The 17,530-nt window shown below is 70.4% G+C and carries 19 protein-coding genes and 1 tRNA gene; 14 read left to right on the top strand and 6 right to left on the bottom strand.

What is annotated here, in order from left to right; translation table 11 throughout:
* Genes GXW71_RS11385 through GXW71_RS11375 form a run of 3 tightly spaced genes read right to left on the bottom strand, consistent with a single transcriptional unit; the run spans window position 1 to window position 4,004 of the window.
* Entirely contained in the window at window positions 1–1,812 is a 1,812-nt protein-coding gene (locus GXW71_RS11385; protein WP_211852621.1) for a branched-chain amino acid ABC transporter ATP-binding protein/permease, read from the bottom strand.
* A 13-nt stretch (window positions 1,813–1,825) separates the two neighbouring features.
* Window positions 1,826–2,746 carry a branched-chain amino acid ABC transporter permease gene (locus GXW71_RS11380; protein WP_211852620.1) on the bottom strand — a complete coding sequence of 307 codons (921 nt, stop codon included), beginning with the start codon at window positions 2,744–2,746 and terminating at the stop codon, window positions 1,826–1,828.
* 37 nt (window positions 2,747–2,783) lie between these two features.
* The gene (locus GXW71_RS11375; RefSeq protein ID WP_211852619.1) at window positions 2,784–4,004 is read right to left on the bottom strand and encodes an ABC transporter substrate-binding protein; all 1,221 of its coding nucleotides are present in this window, start codon (window positions 4,002–4,004) and stop codon (window positions 2,784–2,786) included.
* A 225-nt stretch (window positions 4,005–4,229) separates the two neighbouring features.
* On the opposite strand from GXW71_RS11375, the gene GXW71_RS11370 reads away from it, so the two are divergent.
* Genes GXW71_RS11370 through GXW71_RS11330 form a run of 9 tightly spaced genes read left to right on the top strand, consistent with a single transcriptional unit; the run spans window position 4,230 to window position 12,508 of the window.
* Window positions 4,230–4,979, top strand: coding sequence for an SDR family NAD(P)-dependent oxidoreductase (locus GXW71_RS11370; protein ID WP_211852618.1), 750 nt, complete (start codon window positions 4,230–4,232; stop codon window positions 4,977–4,979).
* Between the two features lie 10 nt (window positions 4,980–4,989).
* Complete coding sequence (locus GXW71_RS11365) at window positions 4,990–5,679, top strand: EthD domain-containing protein (RefSeq protein ID WP_211852617.1); 690 nt, start codon at window positions 4,990–4,992, stop codon at window positions 5,677–5,679.
* Between the two features lie 24 nt (window positions 5,680–5,703).
* Complete coding sequence (locus GXW71_RS11360) at window positions 5,704–7,428, top strand: FAD-dependent oxidoreductase (protein ID WP_211852616.1); 1,725 nt, start codon at window positions 5,704–5,706, stop codon at window positions 7,426–7,428.
* Between the two features lie 22 nt (window positions 7,429–7,450).
* Complete coding sequence (maiA, locus tag GXW71_RS11355; RefSeq protein ID WP_211852615.1) at window positions 7,451–8,083, top strand: maleylacetoacetate isomerase; 633 nt, start codon at window positions 7,451–7,453, stop codon at window positions 8,081–8,083.
* The gene (locus GXW71_RS11350; protein WP_246526475.1) at window positions 8,080–9,738 is read left to right on the top strand and encodes an FAD-dependent oxidoreductase; all 1,659 of its coding nucleotides are present in this window, start codon (window positions 8,080–8,082) and stop codon (window positions 9,736–9,738) included. Before maiA ends, GXW71_RS11350 begins: the two co-directional genes overlap by 4 nt.
* The gene (locus GXW71_RS11345) at window positions 9,735–9,941 is read left to right on the top strand and encodes a DUF2783 domain-containing protein (protein ID WP_211852614.1); all 207 of its coding nucleotides are present in this window, start codon (window positions 9,735–9,737) and stop codon (window positions 9,939–9,941) included. The genes GXW71_RS11350 and GXW71_RS11345 overlap by 4 nt, the downstream gene beginning before the upstream one ends.
* A gap of 24 nt (window positions 9,942–9,965) precedes the next feature.
* Window positions 9,966–10,946: an MBL fold metallo-hydrolase gene (locus GXW71_RS11340; protein ID WP_211852613.1), complete on the top strand. Its 981-nt coding sequence runs from the start codon at window positions 9,966–9,968 to the stop codon at window positions 10,944–10,946.
* 40 nt (window positions 10,947–10,986) lie between these two features.
* Complete coding sequence (locus GXW71_RS11335) at window positions 10,987–11,970, top strand: Bug family tripartite tricarboxylate transporter substrate binding protein (protein ID WP_211852612.1); 984 nt, start codon at window positions 10,987–10,989, stop codon at window positions 11,968–11,970.
* A gap of 46 nt (window positions 11,971–12,016) precedes the next feature.
* A complete protein-coding gene (locus GXW71_RS11330) occupies window positions 12,017–12,508 on the top strand; it encodes a MarR family winged helix-turn-helix transcriptional regulator (RefSeq protein ID WP_211852611.1) in 492 nt (163 codons plus the stop codon).
* Between the two features lie 62 nt (window positions 12,509–12,570).
* On the opposite strand, the gene hppD is transcribed toward GXW71_RS11330, so the two are convergent.
* Entirely contained in the window at window positions 12,571–13,707 is a 1,137-nt protein-coding gene (gene hppD, locus GXW71_RS11325) for a 4-hydroxyphenylpyruvate dioxygenase (protein WP_211852610.1), read from the bottom strand.
* Window positions 13,708–13,823: 116 nt separating this feature from the next.
* Between hppD and GXW71_RS11320 the strand changes: the two genes are divergently transcribed.
* Window positions 13,824–14,339 carry an Lrp/AsnC family transcriptional regulator gene (locus GXW71_RS11320; RefSeq protein WP_211852609.1) on the top strand — a complete coding sequence of 172 codons (516 nt, stop codon included), beginning with the start codon at window positions 13,824–13,826 and terminating at the stop codon, window positions 14,337–14,339.
* Window positions 14,340–14,394: 55 nt separating this feature from the next.
* On the opposite strand, the gene GXW71_RS11315 is transcribed toward GXW71_RS11320, so the two are convergent.
* Complete coding sequence (locus tag GXW71_RS11315; RefSeq protein ID WP_211852608.1) at window positions 14,395–14,841, bottom strand: GNAT family N-acetyltransferase; 447 nt, start codon at window positions 14,839–14,841, stop codon at window positions 14,395–14,397.
* Between the two features lie 117 nt (window positions 14,842–14,958).
* Here GXW71_RS11315 and GXW71_RS11310 point away from each other — a divergent pair, with 117 nt between their 5' ends.
* From GXW71_RS11310 to GXW71_RS11300, 3 genes are all read left to right on the top strand, one after another.
* Window positions 14,959–15,222, top strand: a complete 264-nt coding sequence (locus GXW71_RS11310) for a type II toxin-antitoxin system CcdA family antitoxin (protein ID WP_211852607.1) — start codon at window positions 14,959–14,961, stop codon at window positions 15,220–15,222.
* Entirely contained in the window at window positions 15,222–15,527 is a 306-nt protein-coding gene (locus tag GXW71_RS11305; protein ID WP_211852606.1) for a CcdB family protein, read from the top strand. Before GXW71_RS11310 ends, GXW71_RS11305 begins: the two co-directional genes overlap by 1 nt.
* A gap of 144 nt (window positions 15,528–15,671) precedes the next feature.
* The gene (locus GXW71_RS11300; RefSeq protein ID WP_211852605.1) at window positions 15,672–16,109 is read left to right on the top strand and encodes a hypothetical protein; all 438 of its coding nucleotides are present in this window, start codon (window positions 15,672–15,674) and stop codon (window positions 16,107–16,109) included.
* Between the two features lie 88 nt (window positions 16,110–16,197).
* Here the strand turns inward: GXW71_RS11300 and GXW71_RS11295 are convergent.
* Window positions 16,198–16,271 (bottom strand) — tRNA-Gln (locus GXW71_RS11295).
* Window positions 16,272–16,441: 170 nt separating this feature from the next.
* On the opposite strand from GXW71_RS11295, the gene GXW71_RS11290 reads away from it, so the two are divergent.
* Window positions 16,442–17,527, top strand: coding sequence for a Ppx/GppA phosphatase family protein (locus tag GXW71_RS11290; protein WP_211852604.1), 1,086 nt, complete (start codon window positions 16,442–16,444; stop codon window positions 17,525–17,527).
* Window positions 17,528–17,530 lie beyond the last annotated feature (3 nt).

The following is a 17,530-nucleotide window of genomic DNA, read 5'->3' as shown; positions in this document are numbered from 1 at the left end:
TCAGCCCCCCGCCGCCGCCGGCAGACCGGCCGCCCGCGGCGCTGCGTCCGGCTCCGTGCCGAGATAGGCGGTCATGACGCGCGGGTCGCGCTGGATCGCGGCCGGCGCGCCCTCCGCGATCTTCTCGCCGTAGTCGAGCACGATGACGTGGTCGGAGATCGCCATCACCAGGTCCATGTGGTGCTCGACCAGCAGGATGGTGATGCCCTGATCGCGGATGCGCCGCAGCAGCCCGCCGAGCTCCGCCGTCTCCTGCGGGTTGAGGCCCGCCGCGGGTTCGTCGAGCAGCAGCAGATGCGGCTCGGTCGCCAGCGCGCGGGCCAGCTCCACCCGCCGCTGCAGCCCATAGGCCAGGCTGCCGGCGGGCAGCGCCGCGAGGTGCGACAGGCCGAGGAAGGCGAGGATGGCGTCCACGCGCTGCCGCGCCTTCCGCTCCTCCCGCCGGGCGGCGGGCAGGCCGAGCAGCGAGGTGAGGACGCCGTTCCGCATCCGCGCGTGCTGGCCGAGCAGCACGTTGTCGAGCACCGAGAGCTCGCGGAACAGCCGCAGGTTCTGGAAGGTGCGGGCGATGCCCTTGCCGCAGATCGCGTGCACCGCGGCACCGCTGAGATCCTCGCCGAGGAAGGCGATGCGGCCGGCATCCGGGCGCACGATGCCGGAGAGCATGTTGATGAAGGTGCTCTTGCCGGCGCCGTTGGGGCCGATCAGCGCATGGATGTGCCCGGGGACGAGGCGGGCCGCCACGTCGCGCGCCGGCTGCACGCCGCCATAGGATTTGCAGACCCCTTCGGCGGTCAGCAGCGGTGCTTCCCCCGGCTGGCCCTCGCGCACCGGCAGCGCGACCGCGGCCGATGCCGCCGGCGCCGCGCCCTGCGGCCGATCCGGCCTGCGCCGGAGCCGGGCGGCCGCGCCGGCGATGGCACCGGCCAGGCCCTTCGGCATGGCGTAGAGTGCGAAGAGCAGCAGCGCGCCGTTGACGAAATGCTCGATCCAGGTCCAGCGCGCGACGAGGGCGGAGATGACGGTGAGCGTCACCGCGCCGAGCAGCGGCCCGGCCAGCGATCCGCTGCCGCCGAACAGCACCAGCAGCAGGATGAAGACCGAGAGGTGGAAGGTGATGAAGTCGGAATTGATGTACTGGTTCTGCTGTGCCACCAGCGCGCCGGCCAGGCCGCAGGTCACGGCGGCGATGACGAAGGCCAGCACCTTGGTGCGCAGCACCGGCACGCCGACCGCCCCGGCCGCGACCTCATCGGCCTGCAGCGACAGGAAGGCGCGGCCGTGTCGGCCGGTGAGCAGGTTGGCGAGCAGCAACTGCGTGACCAGGCAGAGCGCGATGCCGAGCCAGACCCATTGCGCCATGCTCAGCGGCTCGCCCCAGATGGTGAGCGGCTTGATGGCGTAGATCCCCATCGCCCCACCGAAGGGCTCCGCCTCCGTCACCAGCTTCTCGACGACGATGCCGAAGGCGAGCGTCACCATGGCGAGGCTCGGCCCCCGCACCCGGAGCGAGGGGGCTGCGATCAGCACGCCGCAGACGCCGGCGATCCCGACCGCGAGGATCAGCGCCAGCCAGGGGTCGAGGTCCCATCGCGTGGTCAGCAGTGCCGCGCCATAGGCGCCGGCCGCGAAGAGCCCGGCCTGGCCCAGCGATTTCTGGCCGGCATAGCCGAGCAGCACGTTCATCCCCTGCGCGCAGAGCAGGTAGACGCAGATGTTGAAGAGGATGCGCAGGTGGAAGTCGTTGCCCGCCGCCAGCACCAGCAGGGCGGCGGCGAGGGCGATGCCGGTCGCGATCAGGGCGTGGCGCATGTGACGCATGGCGTCAGACCTTGTCGAGCGCGCGTGCGCCGAAGAGGCCGTTGGGCCGGATCGCCAGCACCAGGATGATGAGCAGGAAGATGACGATCTCCCGCCACTGCGCCTCCCACAGCGCGACGCCGGCTTCCAGCAGTCCGAGCGCGAAGCCGCCGAAGATGCAGCCGCGCGGGTTGTCGAGCCCGCCCATGATCGCGCCCGAGAAGGCCTTGAGCGCGATGCCCATGCCCATGAAGAGCGAGGCCGAGGCGATCGGCGCCACCAGCAGCCCGCCGACCCCGGCGAGTGCGCTCGACAGCGCGAAGGCGCCGAGCATCACCGCGGCGACGTTGATGCCCATCAGCGCCGCGACCTGCGGGTTGTGCGCCACCGCGCGCATCGCCTTGCCGAGCCGGGTGCGGCGCATCAGCAGGTCGAGCGCCGCCATCAGCACGACCGCCACCGCCAGCACCAGGATCTCCTGCGGCCGCACCCCGGCGCCGGCTAGGCGCATGACGTCGTCGCCGAAGGGGGAGGGCATGTTGACCGGCGCCGGCCCCCAGACCGCGAGGCCGAGGCTCTGCAGGATGATGCCGAAGCCGATCGTGCTCATCACCCAGGACATGCCGGGCTTGCCGGCGAAGGGGCGGATGGCGGCGAGGAAGAGCAGGATGCCGAGTGCGCCGAGCACCGCGCCGACCACGGCGGCCGCCAGCGGATAGCGGGCGCCGCCCGCGGCCGCAGGGGCGAGGGCCGCGAAGCTGCCCTCGCCCGAGACCAGGTAGAGCACGGTGACGCCGAGAAAGGCGCCGACGCCGATGAACTCGCCCTGCGCGAAGTTCAGCGTCTTCGTGGTGGTGAAGGTGATGCTGAAGCTCAGCGCGATCAGCGCATAGACCCCGCCGATGGCGAGGCCGCTGACCAGCACCTGGAGATAGGTCGCGAGCACCTGGTTCCCTCCGCGATCGGGCCGGCGGATGCCGGGATCAGCCCCGGAAATCCTCGGGCCGGAGGCCTGCGACCACCGCGTCGTCGAAGGCCGCGAGCCGGCCGCCGCGCCAGCAGGTCCAGCGCTGGTCCGCCGCGGTCAGCGCCTCGTGCTGGTCGCGGGTGAAGGGGCGCTCATAGGTCTTGGCATAGCCATCGAGGCGGCCCTGCAGATCCTCGAGCGCCGCGCGCACCGCGGGCCCTTCGGTGTTGCCGGCCTGCTGCATGGCGCGCGCGAGCAGCATGGTGCCGTCATACCCATGCACCGCGAAGGAATAGGCGGAATCCGCGTCGAGCTGCGGGCGGATGCGGTCGAAGAAGGCCTGCTGGCGCGGCGTGCGGTCTTCCGAGACGGTGCGCAGGAAAATCGGCCGTTCGGCGAGGGTCGGGCCGGCGGCGTTGATGAAGCTGAGATTGTCCGCGGCCCAGCTCGTCAGCACGGTCGGGAAATAGCCGATCTTGTCCATGCTGCGCATGAGCTGGCCGATCGGCGTGCCCTGCGCCCAGACCAGCGCCGTCTCGACGCCGGCGGTCCGGAGCTTGGCGAGCTGGGAGGTCATGTCGGTGTCATTGACGTTGAAGCGCTCATTGGCCGCGGCCGTCAGGCCCTGTGCCTGCGCGACCTCCTGCAGGTCGCGCAGCCCGGCCTGGCCATAGCCGGTGGTCTCGGTCAGGAAGCCGATGCGGCCGCTGCGCGGGTTCTTCTTCGCATAGGCCATCAGGGCGATGACCTGGGTGCGGTCGACGCTGCCGACGCGGAACATGTAGTTGTCGGCGCCGGCGCGGATCGGCCGGGTGATGTCGGTCGCCGAGCCGATGCAGCCCATCACCGGGACGCGCTTCTGGTTCGGGATATGGCGCCAGGCCAGCGCATTGCCGGAATTGGTCGGGCCGAGCACCGCGACCACGCGTTCGTTGTCGATCAGGTCGCTCATGTTCTGGATGGATTTGGGCGGCTGCGACAGGTCGTCCCGCACGATCAGGGAGAAGGCGCGGCCGAGCACGCCGCCTTCGCGGTTCAGATCCTCGATCGCCGCCCGGATGCCGACCACCGCGGCGCGGCCGGACTGGGCGGAAGGCGAGGCGGCGAGGTCGCCGTTGAAGCCGAGGCGGATCTCCTCGCGGGGTTGCGCGCGGGCGATCGCCGGCGCCGCCAGCAGGGCGGCCAGCGTGCCGCGGCCGAAGCCGCGCCGTGTGATGTCGTCGCTGATGCTGGGCACCTTGTCCTCCTCCCCAGTCGTCGCCGTTACGGCTCTTGTCGGCCTTGGGTGCCGATGGCGCGGAGCCTAGGATTCGACGAAGTGATATGCAATCAGCAAAATGTCTCATCGGAGATGATTTGGTTCTTGCGAACGAGTTCGTCCTATGATTGGCTCCGCGCCATTCGACGACCCGCGCCCAAGCGGGCTGCCCGTGACCCGGGCTTCAGGAGGAATGACCGCCAGATGCTGCTGCACGGACGCCTCGCGCTCGTCACCGGTGCCGGACAGGGCAATGGCGCGGCGATCGCGCTCGGCCTGGCGCGGGAAGGCGCACGGGTGGTCGCGACCGACATCGCGCAGGACGGCGCGGCGCGTACCGCGGCCGCGATCCGTGCGGCGGGTGGTGAGGCTTTCGCCCATGTGCTGGATGTCGCCGATGCCGAAGCCACGCGCGCGCTGGCGGCTGACATCGCGGCGGAGGCCGGCGCGGTCTCGGTGCTGGTCAACAATGCCGGCATCTGCCCGCGCCACACGATCGACAGCCCGGATCTGATGCGGGCCTGGGACGCCGCCATGGACGTCAACTTGCGCGGCACGCTGAACGTCTCGCTGGCCTTCCTGCCGGCGCTGCGCGAGACCAAGGGCAGCATCGTCAACATCGCCTCGATCGCGGCTTTCGTCTCGACCGCGACCTCGGTCAGCTACCCGACATCGAAGGCCGGAGTGCGCGCGCTGACCCAGAGCATGGCGCATGAGCTCGCGAAGGACGGCGTGCGGGTCAACGCCATCGCGCCCGGCACCTTCGCCACCGCCATGACCGAGGCGACGCGGCTCGACCCCGAGCGCTCGGCGCGCTTCCTCGCCCGCATCCCGATGGGCCGCTACGGCGAGCCGGAGGAGCTGGTCGGGCCGGTCGTCTTCCTCGCTTCCGCCATGTCCAGCTACGTCACCGGCACCACGCTCGTGGTGGACGGCGGCTATCTGGCTCTCTGAGGAGACCGCCATGATCCTCCGCATGGGTCTTCTGACCCGCCGGCCGGACCTCACCCAAGCCGCCTTCCGCACGCATTGGCGCGAGGTGCACGGGCCGCTCGCTGCTGATCTGCCGGGGCTGCTCGCCTATCACCAGAACCCTGTCGTCGATGCCGCGCAGCGCGGCATCGATCATGCGCGCGGCGCCTGGACCTTCGACGGCATCTCCCAGCTCTGGTTCGCGGATGTGGCGGCGATGCGGGCCGCCATCGCCTCCGGCCGCTATGATGCGGTGGCGGCGGATTCCCCGGGCTTCGTCGCCGACACCAGGGTGGTCGCGGCGGAGCAGCATGTGGTGGTGCCGCTGCCCGCCGACCCCGGCCCCTGCATCAAGCGCATGTCGATCCTGACGCGGCTGCCCGGCATGTCCGCCGAGGATTTCTCCCGCGAATGGCGGGAGGTGCACGGGCCGCTGGTGCGGCGCTTCCCGCATCTGCTCGGCTATACCCAGAACCACGTCGTCCTGCGGGAATCTGCGCCGGGCACCGCGGCCACGCATGCGGCGCTGCCGATCGATGGCGTCGTCGAGATGTGGTTCCGCGACCTGGACGGGCTCGGCGCCGCCTTCGCCTCGGAGGCCGGCGTCGCCGCCATGGCGCATGCGCAGCGCTTCATCGCTGAGATCACGACCTTCCTGGTCGAGCCGCATGTGGTCCGCTGAACAGCACGGGATGGAGCAGCCTGCATGACCGAGAGCCTGACCTGCGACGTGCTGGTGGTGGGATCCGGGGCCGGCGGGCTGGCGGCGGCGGTGGCCGCGGCGGCGCGCGGCCTCTCCGTCATTGTCGCCGAGAAGGACCGCCATGTCGGCGGCACCACCGCGCTTTCCGGCGGCTTCCTCTGGGTGCCGAACAACCCCGTCTCCCGCCGCGACGGCATTGAGGACAGCGCCGATGCCGTGCGCACCTATCTGCGGCATGAGGCGGGCAACCACTACAACCCCGAGACCGTCGAGGCCTTCATCGCCGCGGGACCGGAGGCGGTGGAGTTCTTCGAGACGAAGACCGCCGTACAGTTCGAGCCGGCCTCGGCCTTTTCCGACTACCACCCCGATGCGCCGGGCGGCAGGCCCGGCGGCCGCTCGATCAAGGCGCAGCCCTATCGCGCACAGGGGCTGGGGGCGGAGCTGAAGCGGCTGCGCCCGCCACTGCCGGAGCTGACCTTCGTCGGGCTGATGATCGGCTCCGGCCCCGAGCTGAAGCATTTCTTCAACGTGACGCGCTCCGTCACGTCAGCCGCCTATGTCGCCGGGCGGCTCGCCGCGCATGCGCGCGACCTGCTGCTGAACGGGCGCGGCATGCTGCTGACCAATGGCAATGCCCTCGCCGCGCGGCTGTTCCGCAGCGCGCTCGACCTCGGCGTCGACGTCCGCACCGAAGCGCCGGCGCTGCGGCTGCTGCGGGACGGCGCCGCGGTCACCGGGGCGATGCTCGGCGCCGGGGCCGGCGAGGTCGCGGTGCAGGCGCGGTGCGGCGTGGTGCTCGCCGCCGGCGGCTTCCCGCAGGACAAGGCGCGGCGCCGGCGGATGTTCCCGCATGACCACGACAATGCCGGCCATTTCTCGCCCGCACCCGCCGGCAATACCGGCGACGGGCTGCGGCTGGGCGAGGCGGTCGGCGCCGCGGTGGAGGATGGCTATCCCAATGCCGCGGCCTGGGTCCCGGTCTCCCGCGTGCCGCGCAAGGATGGAAGCTGGGGCGTCTTCCCGCACTTCATCGACCGCGCCAAGCCCGGCCTGATCGCGGTGCTGGAGAATGGCCGGCGCTTCGTGAACGAGGCGAATTCCTATCACGACTTCATCCAGGCGCTGTTCGCCGCGACCGGCAAGGGCAAGCCGGCGAAGGCCTGGCTGGTGGTCGACCAGCCCTTCCTGCGCCGCTTCGGCCTCGGCTTCGTGAAGCCTTTCCCGGTGCCGGTCGGGCCGCAGATCCGCTCCGGCTACCTCAAGAGCGGCCAGACGCTCGCGGCGCTGGCGCATGCCGCCGGCATCGATGCAGGGGGGCTGGAGGAGACGGTCGCGGCCTGGAACCGCGACATGGCGGCCGGCGAGGACCGCGCCTTCGGCAAGGGTTCGACCGCTTATAACCGCTTCAACGGCGACCCGGAGTTCCAGCCCAACCCATGCCTCGCACCCATCGCGCAGGGGCCCTATTATGCGGTCGAGGTGGTGGTGGGCGATCTCGGCACCTTCGCCGGGCTGCGCTGCGACGGCCATGCCCGCGTGCTGGACGCGCAGGGCGCGCCGATCCCCGGCCTTTACGCCGCGGGGAATGACGCGGCGAGCATCATGGGCGGCAATTATCCCGGCGGCGGCATCACGCTCGGGCCCGCCCTGACCTTTGGCTACATCGCGGCGCGGCACATGGCCGGCGCCGCGCAGCGGACGCCGCATCCGGCGGAAGCGGCCTGAACGAACAGGGAAGGGGAGGTCCATGCGCCTGCACGGCTATTTCCGTTCCTCCGCCGCCTGGCGCGTGCGGATCGCGCTCCATCTCAAGGGCGTCGCCGCGGATCCCGTGCCGCATCACCTGCGCCATGGCGGGCAGCGTGCGCCGGATTATCTCCGCCTCAACCCGCAGGGCCTGGTGCCGACCTTGGAGACCGACGACGGCGCGGTGCTGACGCAGTCGCTGGCCATCATTGAATGGCTGGAGGAGACGTATCCTTCACCGGCGCTGCTGCCGGGCGATGCGCTGATGCGGGCGCGCATCCGCGGCTTCGCCCAGGCGATCGCCTGCGACATCCACCCGGTGCAGAACCTGCGCGTGCTGGCGCGGCTGCGCCAACTCGCCTTGCCGGAAGAGGCGGTCACCGGCTGGGCGCGCTGGGCGATCGAGGAGGGGTTGGCGGCCTGCGAGGCCCTGGTCGCGGATACGCCCGGCCCCTTCTGCTTCGGCGCGGCGCCGACGCTCGCCGATCTCTGCCTGGTGCCGCAGCTCGGCAATGCCAGGCGCTTCGGGGTGGATCTCGGCGCCGTGCCGCGGCTGTTACAGGCGGAGGCCGCCTGCCTGGCACTGCCGGCCTTCATCGACGCCGCCCCCGAGCGGCAGGGCGACGCCGAATGAGCGCAGCATCCGCGGACCTCATGGAGCCGGACTACCAGCGCCTGGACTTCGCCTATCGCCGCAGCCGGGATCAGGATGCACCGGAGCCGCCGCGGCATCCCGTGGTCATCGCGGGCGCGGGGCCGGTCGGGCTCGCCGCCGCCATCGACCTGGCGCAGCGCGGCATTCCCGTGGTGCTGCTCGATGACGACAACCGCCTCTCCACGGGATCGCGCGCCATCTGCTTCGCCAAGCGCACCTTGGAGATTTTCGACCGGCTGGGCCTCGGCGAGCTGGTGGCCGCCAAGGGCGTGCGCTGGAACCTCGGCAAGGTCTTCCTGCGGGACGCGCTGCTCTACCAGTTCGACCTGCTGCCGGAGCCAGCGCATCACCGGCCCGCCTTCGTGAACATCCAGCAGTATTATGTCGAAGGCTACCTGGCGGAGCGCGCGCTGGCGCTGCGGGGTCTCGATCTCCGCTGGAGCAACCGCGTGATCGGCCTCGAACAGGCAGGCGACGGGGTGCTGCTGGCGGTGGAGACGCCGGAGGGCAGCTATCGGCTGCGGGCGGACTGGGTGATCGCCGCCGATGGCGGGCGCAGCCCGATCCGCGCCATGATGGGGCTGGAGAGCAAGGGCCGCGTCTTCCGCGACCGCTTCCTGATCGCCGATGTGCGCATGGCGGCGGACTTCCCGGCCGAGCGCTGGTTCTGGTTCGACCCGCCCTTCCATCCCGGACAGTCGGTGCTGCTGCACCGGCAACCGGACAATGTCTGGCGCATCGACTTCCAGCTCGGCTGGGATGCCGATCCGGCACTGGAGACGGCGCCGGAGCGCGTGCTGCCGCGCATCCGTGCGCTGCTCGGCCAGGATGCGCGGTTCGAATTGGAATGGGTGAGCATCTACACCTTCGCCTGCCGGCGCATGGAGCACTTCCGCCATGGCCGGGTGCTGTTCGCCGGTGACGCCGCGCATGGCGTCTCCCCCTTTGGCGCGCGCGGTGCCAATAGCGGCGTGCAGGATGCGGACAACCTCGCCTGGAAGCTCGCCGCCGTGCTGCGCGGCGAGGCGCCGGAGGCGCTGCTCGACAGCTACGCCGCGGAACGGGAAGCGGCGGCGGATGAGAACCTGCTGAACTCCACCCGCGCCACCGATTTCATCACGCCGAAGAGCGAGATCAGCCGCCTGTTCCGCGACGCGGTGCTGGACCTCGCGCGCGAGGCGCCCTTCGCCCGGGCGCTGGTGAACAGCGGCCGGCTATCGACGCCGACGGTGCTGCGGGATTCCGCGCTGAACACGCCGGATGCCGATGGCTTCGAAGGATCGATGGTGCCCGGTGCGCCGGCGACCGATGCACCGATCCGCATCGATGGCGCGCCAGGATGGCTGCTGGAGCAGATCGGTCAGGGCTTCACCCTGCTCTGCTTCGGGGTGCCGCCGGATGCGGTGCCGGAGGAGGCGAGGACCCTGCTGGTCGATCCCGCCGGCGCCGTGCCGGAAGGCGTCATCGCGATCGAGGACAGTGAGGGCCTGCTCGCCCGGCGCTACGACGCGCGCCCCGGCACTGGCTACCTGCTGCGCCCCGACCAGCATGTCTGCGCCCGCTGGCGCGCGCCTTGCCTGGCCGGCATCCGCCACGCCATGGCGACCGCGCTGGGCTGGGAGATGGCGTCATGACTGCGACCCTGAATCTCGCGCCGAACCTCGATGCCCCCGACGCCTTCTACGAGGCGCTGATCGAAGCGCATCGCGACCTGACGCCCGAGCAGAGCCATCGGCTGAACGCGCGGCTGATCCTGCTGCTGGCCAACCAGGTCGGCGACCTCGCCGTGCTGCGCGAGGCGCTCGCGCAGGCGCGCGCCGGCCTCGCCGCCGCCTGACCCATCACGACGGAGAACAAGAGCATGTCCGGTTTCGCGAGCACCAAGGATCTCACGGAGAAGACGATCTCCTTCGACGAGCTGGGGCCGGGGCTCTACGGCTATACGGCAGAGGGCGATCCGAATTCCGGCGTGGTCATCGGCGATGACAGCGTCCTCGTCGTCGATGCACAGGCCACGCCGATCATGGCGCAGGACGTCATCGCCCGCATTCGCGCGGTGACCGACAAGCCGATCCGCCATGTCGTGCTGAGCCACTACCACGCCGTCCGGGTGCTCGGCGCCTCCGCCTATGAGGGCGCCGAGATCATCGCGAGCGATGCGACCCGTGACCTGATCGTCGAGCGCGGCCAGCAGGACATGGACAGCGAGATCGGCCGCTTCCCGCGCCTGTTCCGCGGCAGGGAGAGCATCCCCGGCCTGACCTGGCCCCATATCGTCTTCCACAAGCGGATGACGCTCTGGCTCGGCCGCCGCGAGGTGCAGATTATCCATATCGGCCGCAGCCACAGCGCCGGCGACACCGTGGTCTGGCTGCCCAAGGAGAAGGTGCTCTTCGCCGGTGACACCGTGGAATTCGGCGCCACGCCCTATTGCGGCGATGCGCATTTCACGGACTGGCCCGGCACGCTCGACGCGCTGCGCGCGCTGGGTGCCGAGAAGCTGGTGCCGGGACGCGGGCGCAGCCTGGTGAACGCGAAGGAGGTGGAGGACGGCATCGCCGGCACCGCCGCCTTCACCTCGGACCTTTTCGCCCTGGCGAAACAGGCGGTCGCGAAGGGGCAGGAGCTCGGCGCCTTCTACCGCGACGCCATGGCCGCGATGGCGCCGAAATACGGGCACTGGGTCATCTTCGAGCATTGCATGCCCTTCAACGCCTCTCGCGCCTATGACGAAGCGAAGGGGCTCGACCGGCCGCAGATCTGGACCGCCGAGCGCGACCTCGCGATGTGGCGCGCGCTGGAAGGCCAGCAGCCGATGAAATCCGCCGAGGTGCATGGCTGATACCAGCGGCCAGTGAGAGAACGTCCAGGAGAAGCAGGAAATGCCCGTCACCACCCTGAAGCGGCGACCCTTGCTGGCCGCACTCGGCCTCTCGGCCCTGCCCGTGGGGAAGGCGCTGGCCGCCTTCCCGGAGCGGCCGATCAAATGGATCGTCGCCTATGCGCCGGGCGGCGGCACCGACACCCTGGCGCGGCTGATCGGCGCCTCGCTCGGCGCGCGGCTCGGCCAGCCGGTGGTGGTCGACAACCGCCCGGGTGCGGCCACCAATATCGGCGCCGAGGCCGCGGCCAAGTCGCCCGCCGATGGCTATACGGTCTTCACCGCGGATAATGGCACGCTGGTCTTCAATCCCGCGCTGTTCCGACGCCTGCCCTATGACCCCGATCGCGACTTCCGCCCCTTGGGTCTTTTCGCGCGCTTCCATCTGGTGCTGACGGTGAAGGCCAATTCCACCTTCACCACCGCCCGCGCGCTGATCGAGCGCGTGCGCGCCGCGCCGGACAGCGTGGATTATGCCTCGCCCGGCGTCGGCTCCCCGCATCACCTCGCGATGGAGCGGCTGCTGCGGGAAGCGGGAGGCCGGATGAGCCACGTGCCCTATCGCGGCGCGGCGCCGGCGCTGAACGACCTGCTGGCCGGCACCGTCGAGGCGATGGTGCTCGATTTCGCCTCCGGCGCCGAATACCTCCGCGCCGGCCGGGTGCGGCCGCTGGCGGTGCTCTCCGCCGCGCGGCTCGAGGCGCTGCCGAACGTGCCGACCCTGCAGCAGGCGCTCGGCCTCGATGGCTTCGAGGCCTATGCCTGGCAGGGGCTGGTGGCACCGAAGGCGACGCCCGATCCGGTCGCCGAGCGGCTGACGACCGAGTTGCTCGCGGTGATGGGCGAGCCCGCCGTGCGCAGTCGCATGCAGGAGATCGGGCTGGAGCCGCTCCGCGGTAGCCCGGCCGAGATGCAACGGCTGATCGAGGCGGAGCGGGCGATCTGGGTGCCGCTGATCCAGGCGCTGAACGTGCGGCTGGATTGAGTGGGGCGGCTTGCCGAGGGGAGCAGCGTGGCCCTAGGGAGAGAGCATGCCGCCCAAAAAGCCCGATGCCGACGCCGCGCCGCTGATCCTGCAGGAGTTCCTGCCCTATCGCCTGTCCGTCGTCACCGAAGGGGTCAGCAGCCTCTTCGCCACGCGCTACCAGGAACGCTTCGGCCTCAGCATCCCGGAATGGCGGGTGGTCGCGGTGGTGGGACAGCAGGGCACGCCCACGACGCAGGAGGTGATCGAGCGCACCGGCATGGATCGCGTGCGGGTCAGCCGCGCGGTGATCCGCCTGGCGGACAAGGGGCTGCTCGACCGTCTCGCGCATCCGCGCGACCAGCGCGCGCAGATCCTGCGCCTCACCCGCAAGGGGCGGGACGTCTACGCGAAGATCGTGCCGCTGGCGCGCACGCTGCAGGCCTCGCTCGCCAGCGCGCTGAGCGAGGCGGAGCAGCGCCAGCTCTCCACCATCCTCGAGAAGATCGGCGCCCGCACCCAGGAGCTCATGGCCGAGGGCGACGACGCAAGCGGCTGACGCGCTCACGTCTGATCGCGTGATTCAGACTTTTCGGCCGAGCCGGCCTCAAGTCATCACGCTCATTTCGCCGGCTGTGCCGCGCCTTGCTTCGCGCCGCCGATGACGCCGCGGCGGAGCTGGTCTTCCTCGATGCTCTCGAAAAGGGCGCGGAAATTGCCCTCGCCGAAGCCGTCATCGCCCTTGCGCTCGATGAACTCGAAGAAGACCGGACCGATGACGTTGCCGGAGAAGATCTGCAGCAGCAGCCGCGCCTTGCGGTCCTCCACCACGCCTTCGCCATCGACCAGGATGCCGTTCCTCTTCAGCCGTGCCAGATCCTCGCCATGGCCGGGCAGGCGGGCATCGACGCGCGCGTAGTAGGTGTCGGGCGGCGCCGGCATGAAGGCGAGGCCGGCTTCGCGCAGGCCTTCGATGGTGGCGTAGATGTCGGTGCAGCCGCAGGCGATGTGCTGGATGCCCTCGCCCTTGTAGGCGCGCAGGTATTCCTCGATCTGGCTCTCATCGTCAGCGGATTCATTGAGCGGGATGCGGATGCGGCCATCGGGGCTGGTCAGCGCGCGGGAGAACAGGCCCGTGTACTCGCCCTTGATGTCGAAGTAGCGGATCTGCCGGAAGTTGAAGATCTTGTTGTAGAATGCGTACCAGGTGTCCATGCGGCCGCGGAACACGTTGTGCGTCAGGTGGTCGATGTAGAAGAGGCCGGCGCCTTTGGGTGCGGGATCGCGCTCGCCAAGCCACTCGAACTCCGGCTCGAAGGCCGAACCGGTCTCGCCGTAACGGTCGATGAAATAGAGCAGGCTGCCGCCGATGCCCTTGATGGCGGGGATATCGAGCACCGGGCGTCCCTCCGCCGGGTCCGCGGGCTCGGCGCCGAGTTCCAGCGCGCGGCGCCAGGCATGGGCGGCGTCCGCGACCCGGAAACCCATCGAGGGCACGCTCGGCCCGTGGCGCTCCGCAAAGCGGACGGCCTGGCTCTCCGGATCCTCGTTCAGCAGGTAGTTGATGTCGCCCTGGCGATAGAGGGTGACGGCGCGGCTGCGATGCCGGGCGACCGCGGTGAAGCCCATCTGCCGGAACAGCGCGTGCAGCTTCTTGGGCTCCGGATGGGCGTATTCGACGAAGCCGAAGCCGTCGGTGCCCATAGGGTTGTGGTCGCTGATGACAGCGCGCGGCGCGTCATGCGGGTAGGGTCCCATCGGATGCCATCCTCCTGCTCTGGCCTGCAGGATAGGCGGCGTGCGGCGCAGCATGTGTGCAAAGCGCGCGCGTTTTCCGGCTAGGATGCACGGACCATGCATGGAGTGGCGGTTCGATGCACAATGCAGCTTCGCTCGACAGCTTCGACCTGCGCCTGCTCATGGCGCTGCAGGAGGATGGGCGGCTGACCAATCAGCAGCTCGGGGACCGCATCGGCCTCTCCGCCTCGCAATGCTCGCGCCGGCGCTCGGCGCTGGAGGCGGCGGGGCTGATCAGCGGCTACCGAGCGGAGCTGGCGGCGGAGGCGCTTGGCCTCAGCGTGCTCGCCTTCATCCAGGTCACGCTGGCCGCGCATAGCGGCGACAATTCCCGCCGTTTCCGGGAAATGCTGGCCGGCGTCGACGCGATCCAGGAAGCCTATGCCATGACCGGCGACACGGATTACCTGCTCAAGGCCCGGGTGCCGGACCTGAAAGGGCTGTCGCGGCTGGTGAATGACACGCTGCTGGCGCATGCGACGGTCGCCCGCGTCCGGTCGTCGATCGTGCTGGAGCGGCTGAAGGATACCGGCCGGTTGCCGCTGGCGGGGCTAGAGCAGATCGCCGGAGGGCGGAATCGCCCGGAGGCGTGAATCTGCTCGCCAAAACAAAATGCTCTAACGGTGGCCGGCTGAGCGGGCGGCGGCGTCAGAGCAGGAATTTCAGCCGCGGCCCCACTTCGGTAAAGCCTTCGCGCAGGTAGAATCGGAAGCTGCGCTCCCAGGCGGGCTGGTGCGGCGCGCCGACCTCGACGCGGCCCCAGGACCGGCTGCGGCCGAAATCCAGCGCCGCCGCGACCAGGCGCTTGGCGACGCCGGCGGAGCGCTGTTCCGGCACCACATAGAGCTCGGTGATGACGCCGAAGGCGCCCCCCGCATAGATCGCGACACTCTCCGCCAGCATGATGACGCCGACCGGCGCTTCGCCTGCGAAGGCGAGGAAGCCGAAGACGCGGTCATCCCCGGCGAGCAACTCGGCGGCCATGCGGAGCCGCGCCTCGGGGCGCGACGGCGCGCCGCTGAGCTCGACGAGCAGGGCATCGACGAAGCCGGCAACGATGCCGGCATCCGCGGCGCTGGCTGGACGGATGATCATGGCGGTTCCCCTCATGCCGCAACGCAGCCTAGGCAGGGCGCCCCGATAGCGATATGGCTGGCTTGATATGCGCATCGAGAATGCGCATCAATGACCCCATCTAAAATGGGGATAAACATGCCCAGGAACCCAGCTTCCCACATCCCAGATCCACCCGCGCCACCGCGGCGGGCGACGAATGTCACGCTGCCGGAGGCGCTGCTGCGGGAAGCCAGGGAACTGGGCATCAACCTGTCCCAGGCTTGCGAGCGCGGCCTGGTCTCGGCCGTGGCGGAGGTGAAGGCCGAGCGCTGGCTGCGGGAGAACCGCGCCGCCATCGATGCCTGGAACGACCATGTCGAGCGGCATGGCATGCCGCTGTCCGAGTTCCGTCAGTTCTGATGCCGCGCTTCGACGTTCATCCGATGCCCAGCGAGGGCCGGCGCGGCTATGTCCTCGACGTGCAGGCGGATCTGCTGGCGCCGCTCGCCAGCCGCGTCGTGGTGCCGCTCATCCCTCAGGCCGTGGCCCCGCCGCCGATCAGGGACCTCAACCCGGTCTTCGACATCGGCGGCGAGCCGCATCTCATGCTGACGCAGGCGATCGCCGCCATCCCGGGCAAGGAACTGCGGCGACCGGTGGCGTCGCTCGCCAGCCGGCATGACGAGATCACGCGGGCGCTCGACATCCTGCTGGTCGGCTACTGACCGCCTTCGGGACCCCAGCCTGCCCCTTTTGGGACATGCCATCCGCCCAAATTCGCCCTTCATGCCCCGTATGCGGATGGATCGGCGCCAGCTTCGGCTGACGAACCGGGCGCTTGCTGCCTGCAAAGCTGGGAAGGGTTGAACATGATCGGGTTGCGGACGTCGCTTTGGATCGGGCGTCTTGGTGCCGCTGCTCTGCTCGTCGCCGGGAGCGTTCTGGTGCCGCTGCCGGCATCGGCACAGGCCCCGGACCTGCCAGGGATCGTGGGCCAGGCATTGGACCAGATGCAGCGCCGGGACGACGACCAGCGCGACGAGCGCCAGTGGCGCGACGACCGGCGTGAAGAGCGCCAGTGGCGCAATGCCGAGGAGCGTCGCCGTTGGGAGGCGCGGGAACGCGAGCGCATCCGGATGGAGGAGCGTCAGCGCCTCGAGGCCGAGCGGCGGCATCGCTGGGAGGAGCGCCGGCACCGCGCGGAAGAGCGTCGCCGGCATGAGGAGGAGGAGCGTCGCCGCCGCGCCGAGTGGCGCCACCGTCACGGCGATGGCCGGCGGGGCGACGACGACCGCCATCGGCGTTGAGTTCAGTTCGCGAATCGCGGCGGCCAGCCGAGGCCGCCGCGTGAGGCCGCTGACCTGCTGTCATGGGCCTGGCGGCCTGATGGCGCGCTGGCTGGGGAACCTGGATTCGAACCAAGACTGCCCGAGTCAGAGTCGGGAGTTCTACCGTTAAACTATTCCCCATCGCGCCGGCGCTCCGGAGAGCGACCCTTGCGGGAGGCGCGTGCTAGCATGGCGCGCGAAGCGGGGCAACCGCTCCCATATGAGTGATCGCGGATAATCTCCTTGCCCCCCAGGCAGGGATCACCGGATCATCTTTTTTGGCCCTTTGGACTGGGCCGCACGGACCCGTCATGCCAGAGGATGCCGCCTTCGCCCTGGGGCCCAGCCCCCCCGCCGCCGCCGCGCCGTCGTCGCGCGGCGATTGGCCATCCCTGACCTATGCGGCGCTCGATCTCGGCACCAACAACTGTCGGTTGCTGGTCGGCTCGCCCGCCAATTGCGGGCAGGGCTTCCGGGTGATCGACAGCTTCTCCCGCATCGTGCGGCTGGGCGAGGGGCTGGCCGGCTCCGGCAACCTCTCGGATGCCGCCATGGACCGTGCCCTCGGCGCGCTTCGCGCCTGCGCCGACAAGCTCTCCCGCCGCCCGGTGCGCCATGTCCAGGCGATCGCCACCGAGGCCTGCCGCCGCGCCACCAATGGCGCCGCCTTCCTGGCCCGCGTCGAGGCCGAGATCGGCCTCAGGCTCCGCATCATCACCGCGCGGGAGGAGGCGGAGCTCGCCATGGAGGCCTGCGGCCCGCTGCTCGGGCGCGAGGACCGGCGCGTCCTGCTCTTCGACATCGGCGGCGGCAGCACCGAGATCGCGTGGATCCGCGTCCGGCCGGACGCGGCGCCGGAGATGATCGGCTACACCTCCCTGCCGCTCGGCGTCGTGACGCTCGCCGAGCGCGCCGGCGATGACTGCTTCACCGAAGCCGGCTTCTCCGCCGTGGTGGATGAGGTCGCGGCCCGGCTCGCTTGTTTCGATTCCGTGCACAGCATCGGGCGGGAGATCCGCTTCGGCGGCGTGCGGCTTATGGGCACCTCCGGCACCGTCACCACGCTGGCGGGCGTCGCACTCGCCCTGCCGCGCTACCGCCGTCCGCTGGTCGATGGCCAGACGCTCGATTGCCACACCGCCGATGCGGCGCTCGGTGACCTGTTCGCGCTGGGGCGGGAGGGGCTCGCCGCGCACCCCTGCGTCGGGCCGGACCGGGTGGATTTCGTGCTGCCCGGCTGCGCCGTCTATGCCGCAATCCGCCGGGTCTGGCCGGCGCCGAGGCTGACCGTTGCCGACCGGGGGCTGCGCGAGGGCATGCTTCTGCGCATGATGCGCGCCGACCGCACGGCGCTCCGCCGCCGCGAATCACGGCAGCACCACGCGACGCACGCCTGAAGG

This window comes from Plastoroseomonas hellenica (assembly GCF_018129085.1).
Taxonomy (GTDB): domain Bacteria; phylum Pseudomonadota; class Alphaproteobacteria; order Acetobacterales; family Acetobacteraceae; genus Plastoroseomonas; species Plastoroseomonas hellenica.
Note: the sequence above shows the minus strand (reverse complement) of the source record. Positions and strands in the feature narration are given on the sequence as shown.

What these genes read in the sequence shown, in the direction of transcription:
- GXW71_RS11290 (WP_211852604.1), top strand. Translation starts at nt 16,442, where the DNA reads ATGCCAGAGGATGCCGCCTTCGCCCTGGGGCCCAGCCCCCCCGCCGCC.
- GXW71_RS11365 (WP_211852617.1), top strand. Translation starts at nt 4,990, where the DNA reads ATGATCCTCCGCATGGGTCTTCTGACCCGCCGGCCGGACCTCACCCAA.
- GXW71_RS11320 (WP_211852609.1), top strand. Translation starts at nt 13,824, where the DNA reads ATGCACAATGCAGCTTCGCTCGACAGCTTCGACCTGCGCCTGCTCATG.
- GXW71_RS11340 (WP_211852613.1), top strand. Translation starts at nt 9,966, where the DNA reads ATGTCCGGTTTCGCGAGCACCAAGGATCTCACGGAGAAGACGATCTCC.
- hppD (WP_211852610.1), bottom strand. Translation starts at nt 13,707, where the DNA reads ATGGGACCCTACCCGCATGACGCGCCGCGCGCTGTCATCAGCGACCAC.
- GXW71_RS11300 (WP_211852605.1), top strand. Translation starts at nt 15,672, where the DNA reads ATGATCGGGTTGCGGACGTCGCTTTGGATCGGGCGTCTTGGTGCCGCT.
- GXW71_RS11370 (WP_211852618.1), top strand. Translation starts at nt 4,230, where the DNA reads ATGCTGCTGCACGGACGCCTCGCGCTCGTCACCGGTGCCGGACAGGGC.
- GXW71_RS11360 (WP_211852616.1), top strand. Translation starts at nt 5,704, where the DNA reads ATGACCGAGAGCCTGACCTGCGACGTGCTGGTGGTGGGATCCGGGGCC.
- GXW71_RS11385 (WP_211852621.1), bottom strand. Translation starts at nt 1,812, where the DNA reads ATGCGCCACGCCCTGATCGCGACCGGCATCGCCCTCGCCGCCGCCCTG.
- GXW71_RS11310 (WP_211852607.1), top strand. Translation starts at nt 14,959, where the DNA reads ATGCCCAGGAACCCAGCTTCCCACATCCCAGATCCACCCGCGCCACCG.
- GXW71_RS11330 (WP_211852611.1), top strand. Translation starts at nt 12,017, where the DNA reads ATGCCGCCCAAAAAGCCCGATGCCGACGCCGCGCCGCTGATCCTGCAG.
- GXW71_RS11335 (WP_211852612.1), top strand. Translation starts at nt 10,987, where the DNA reads ATGCCCGTCACCACCCTGAAGCGGCGACCCTTGCTGGCCGCACTCGGC.
- maiA (WP_211852615.1), top strand. Translation starts at nt 7,451, where the DNA reads ATGCGCCTGCACGGCTATTTCCGTTCCTCCGCCGCCTGGCGCGTGCGG.
- GXW71_RS11350 (WP_246526475.1), top strand. Translation starts at nt 8,080, where the DNA reads ATGAGCGCAGCATCCGCGGACCTCATGGAGCCGGACTACCAGCGCCTG.
- GXW71_RS11315 (WP_211852608.1), bottom strand. Translation starts at nt 14,841, where the DNA reads ATGATCATCCGTCCAGCCAGCGCCGCGGATGCCGGCATCGTTGCCGGC.
- GXW71_RS11345 (WP_211852614.1), top strand. Translation starts at nt 9,735, where the DNA reads ATGACTGCGACCCTGAATCTCGCGCCGAACCTCGATGCCCCCGACGCC.
- GXW71_RS11305 (WP_211852606.1), top strand. Translation starts at nt 15,222, where the DNA reads ATGCCGCGCTTCGACGTTCATCCGATGCCCAGCGAGGGCCGGCGCGGC.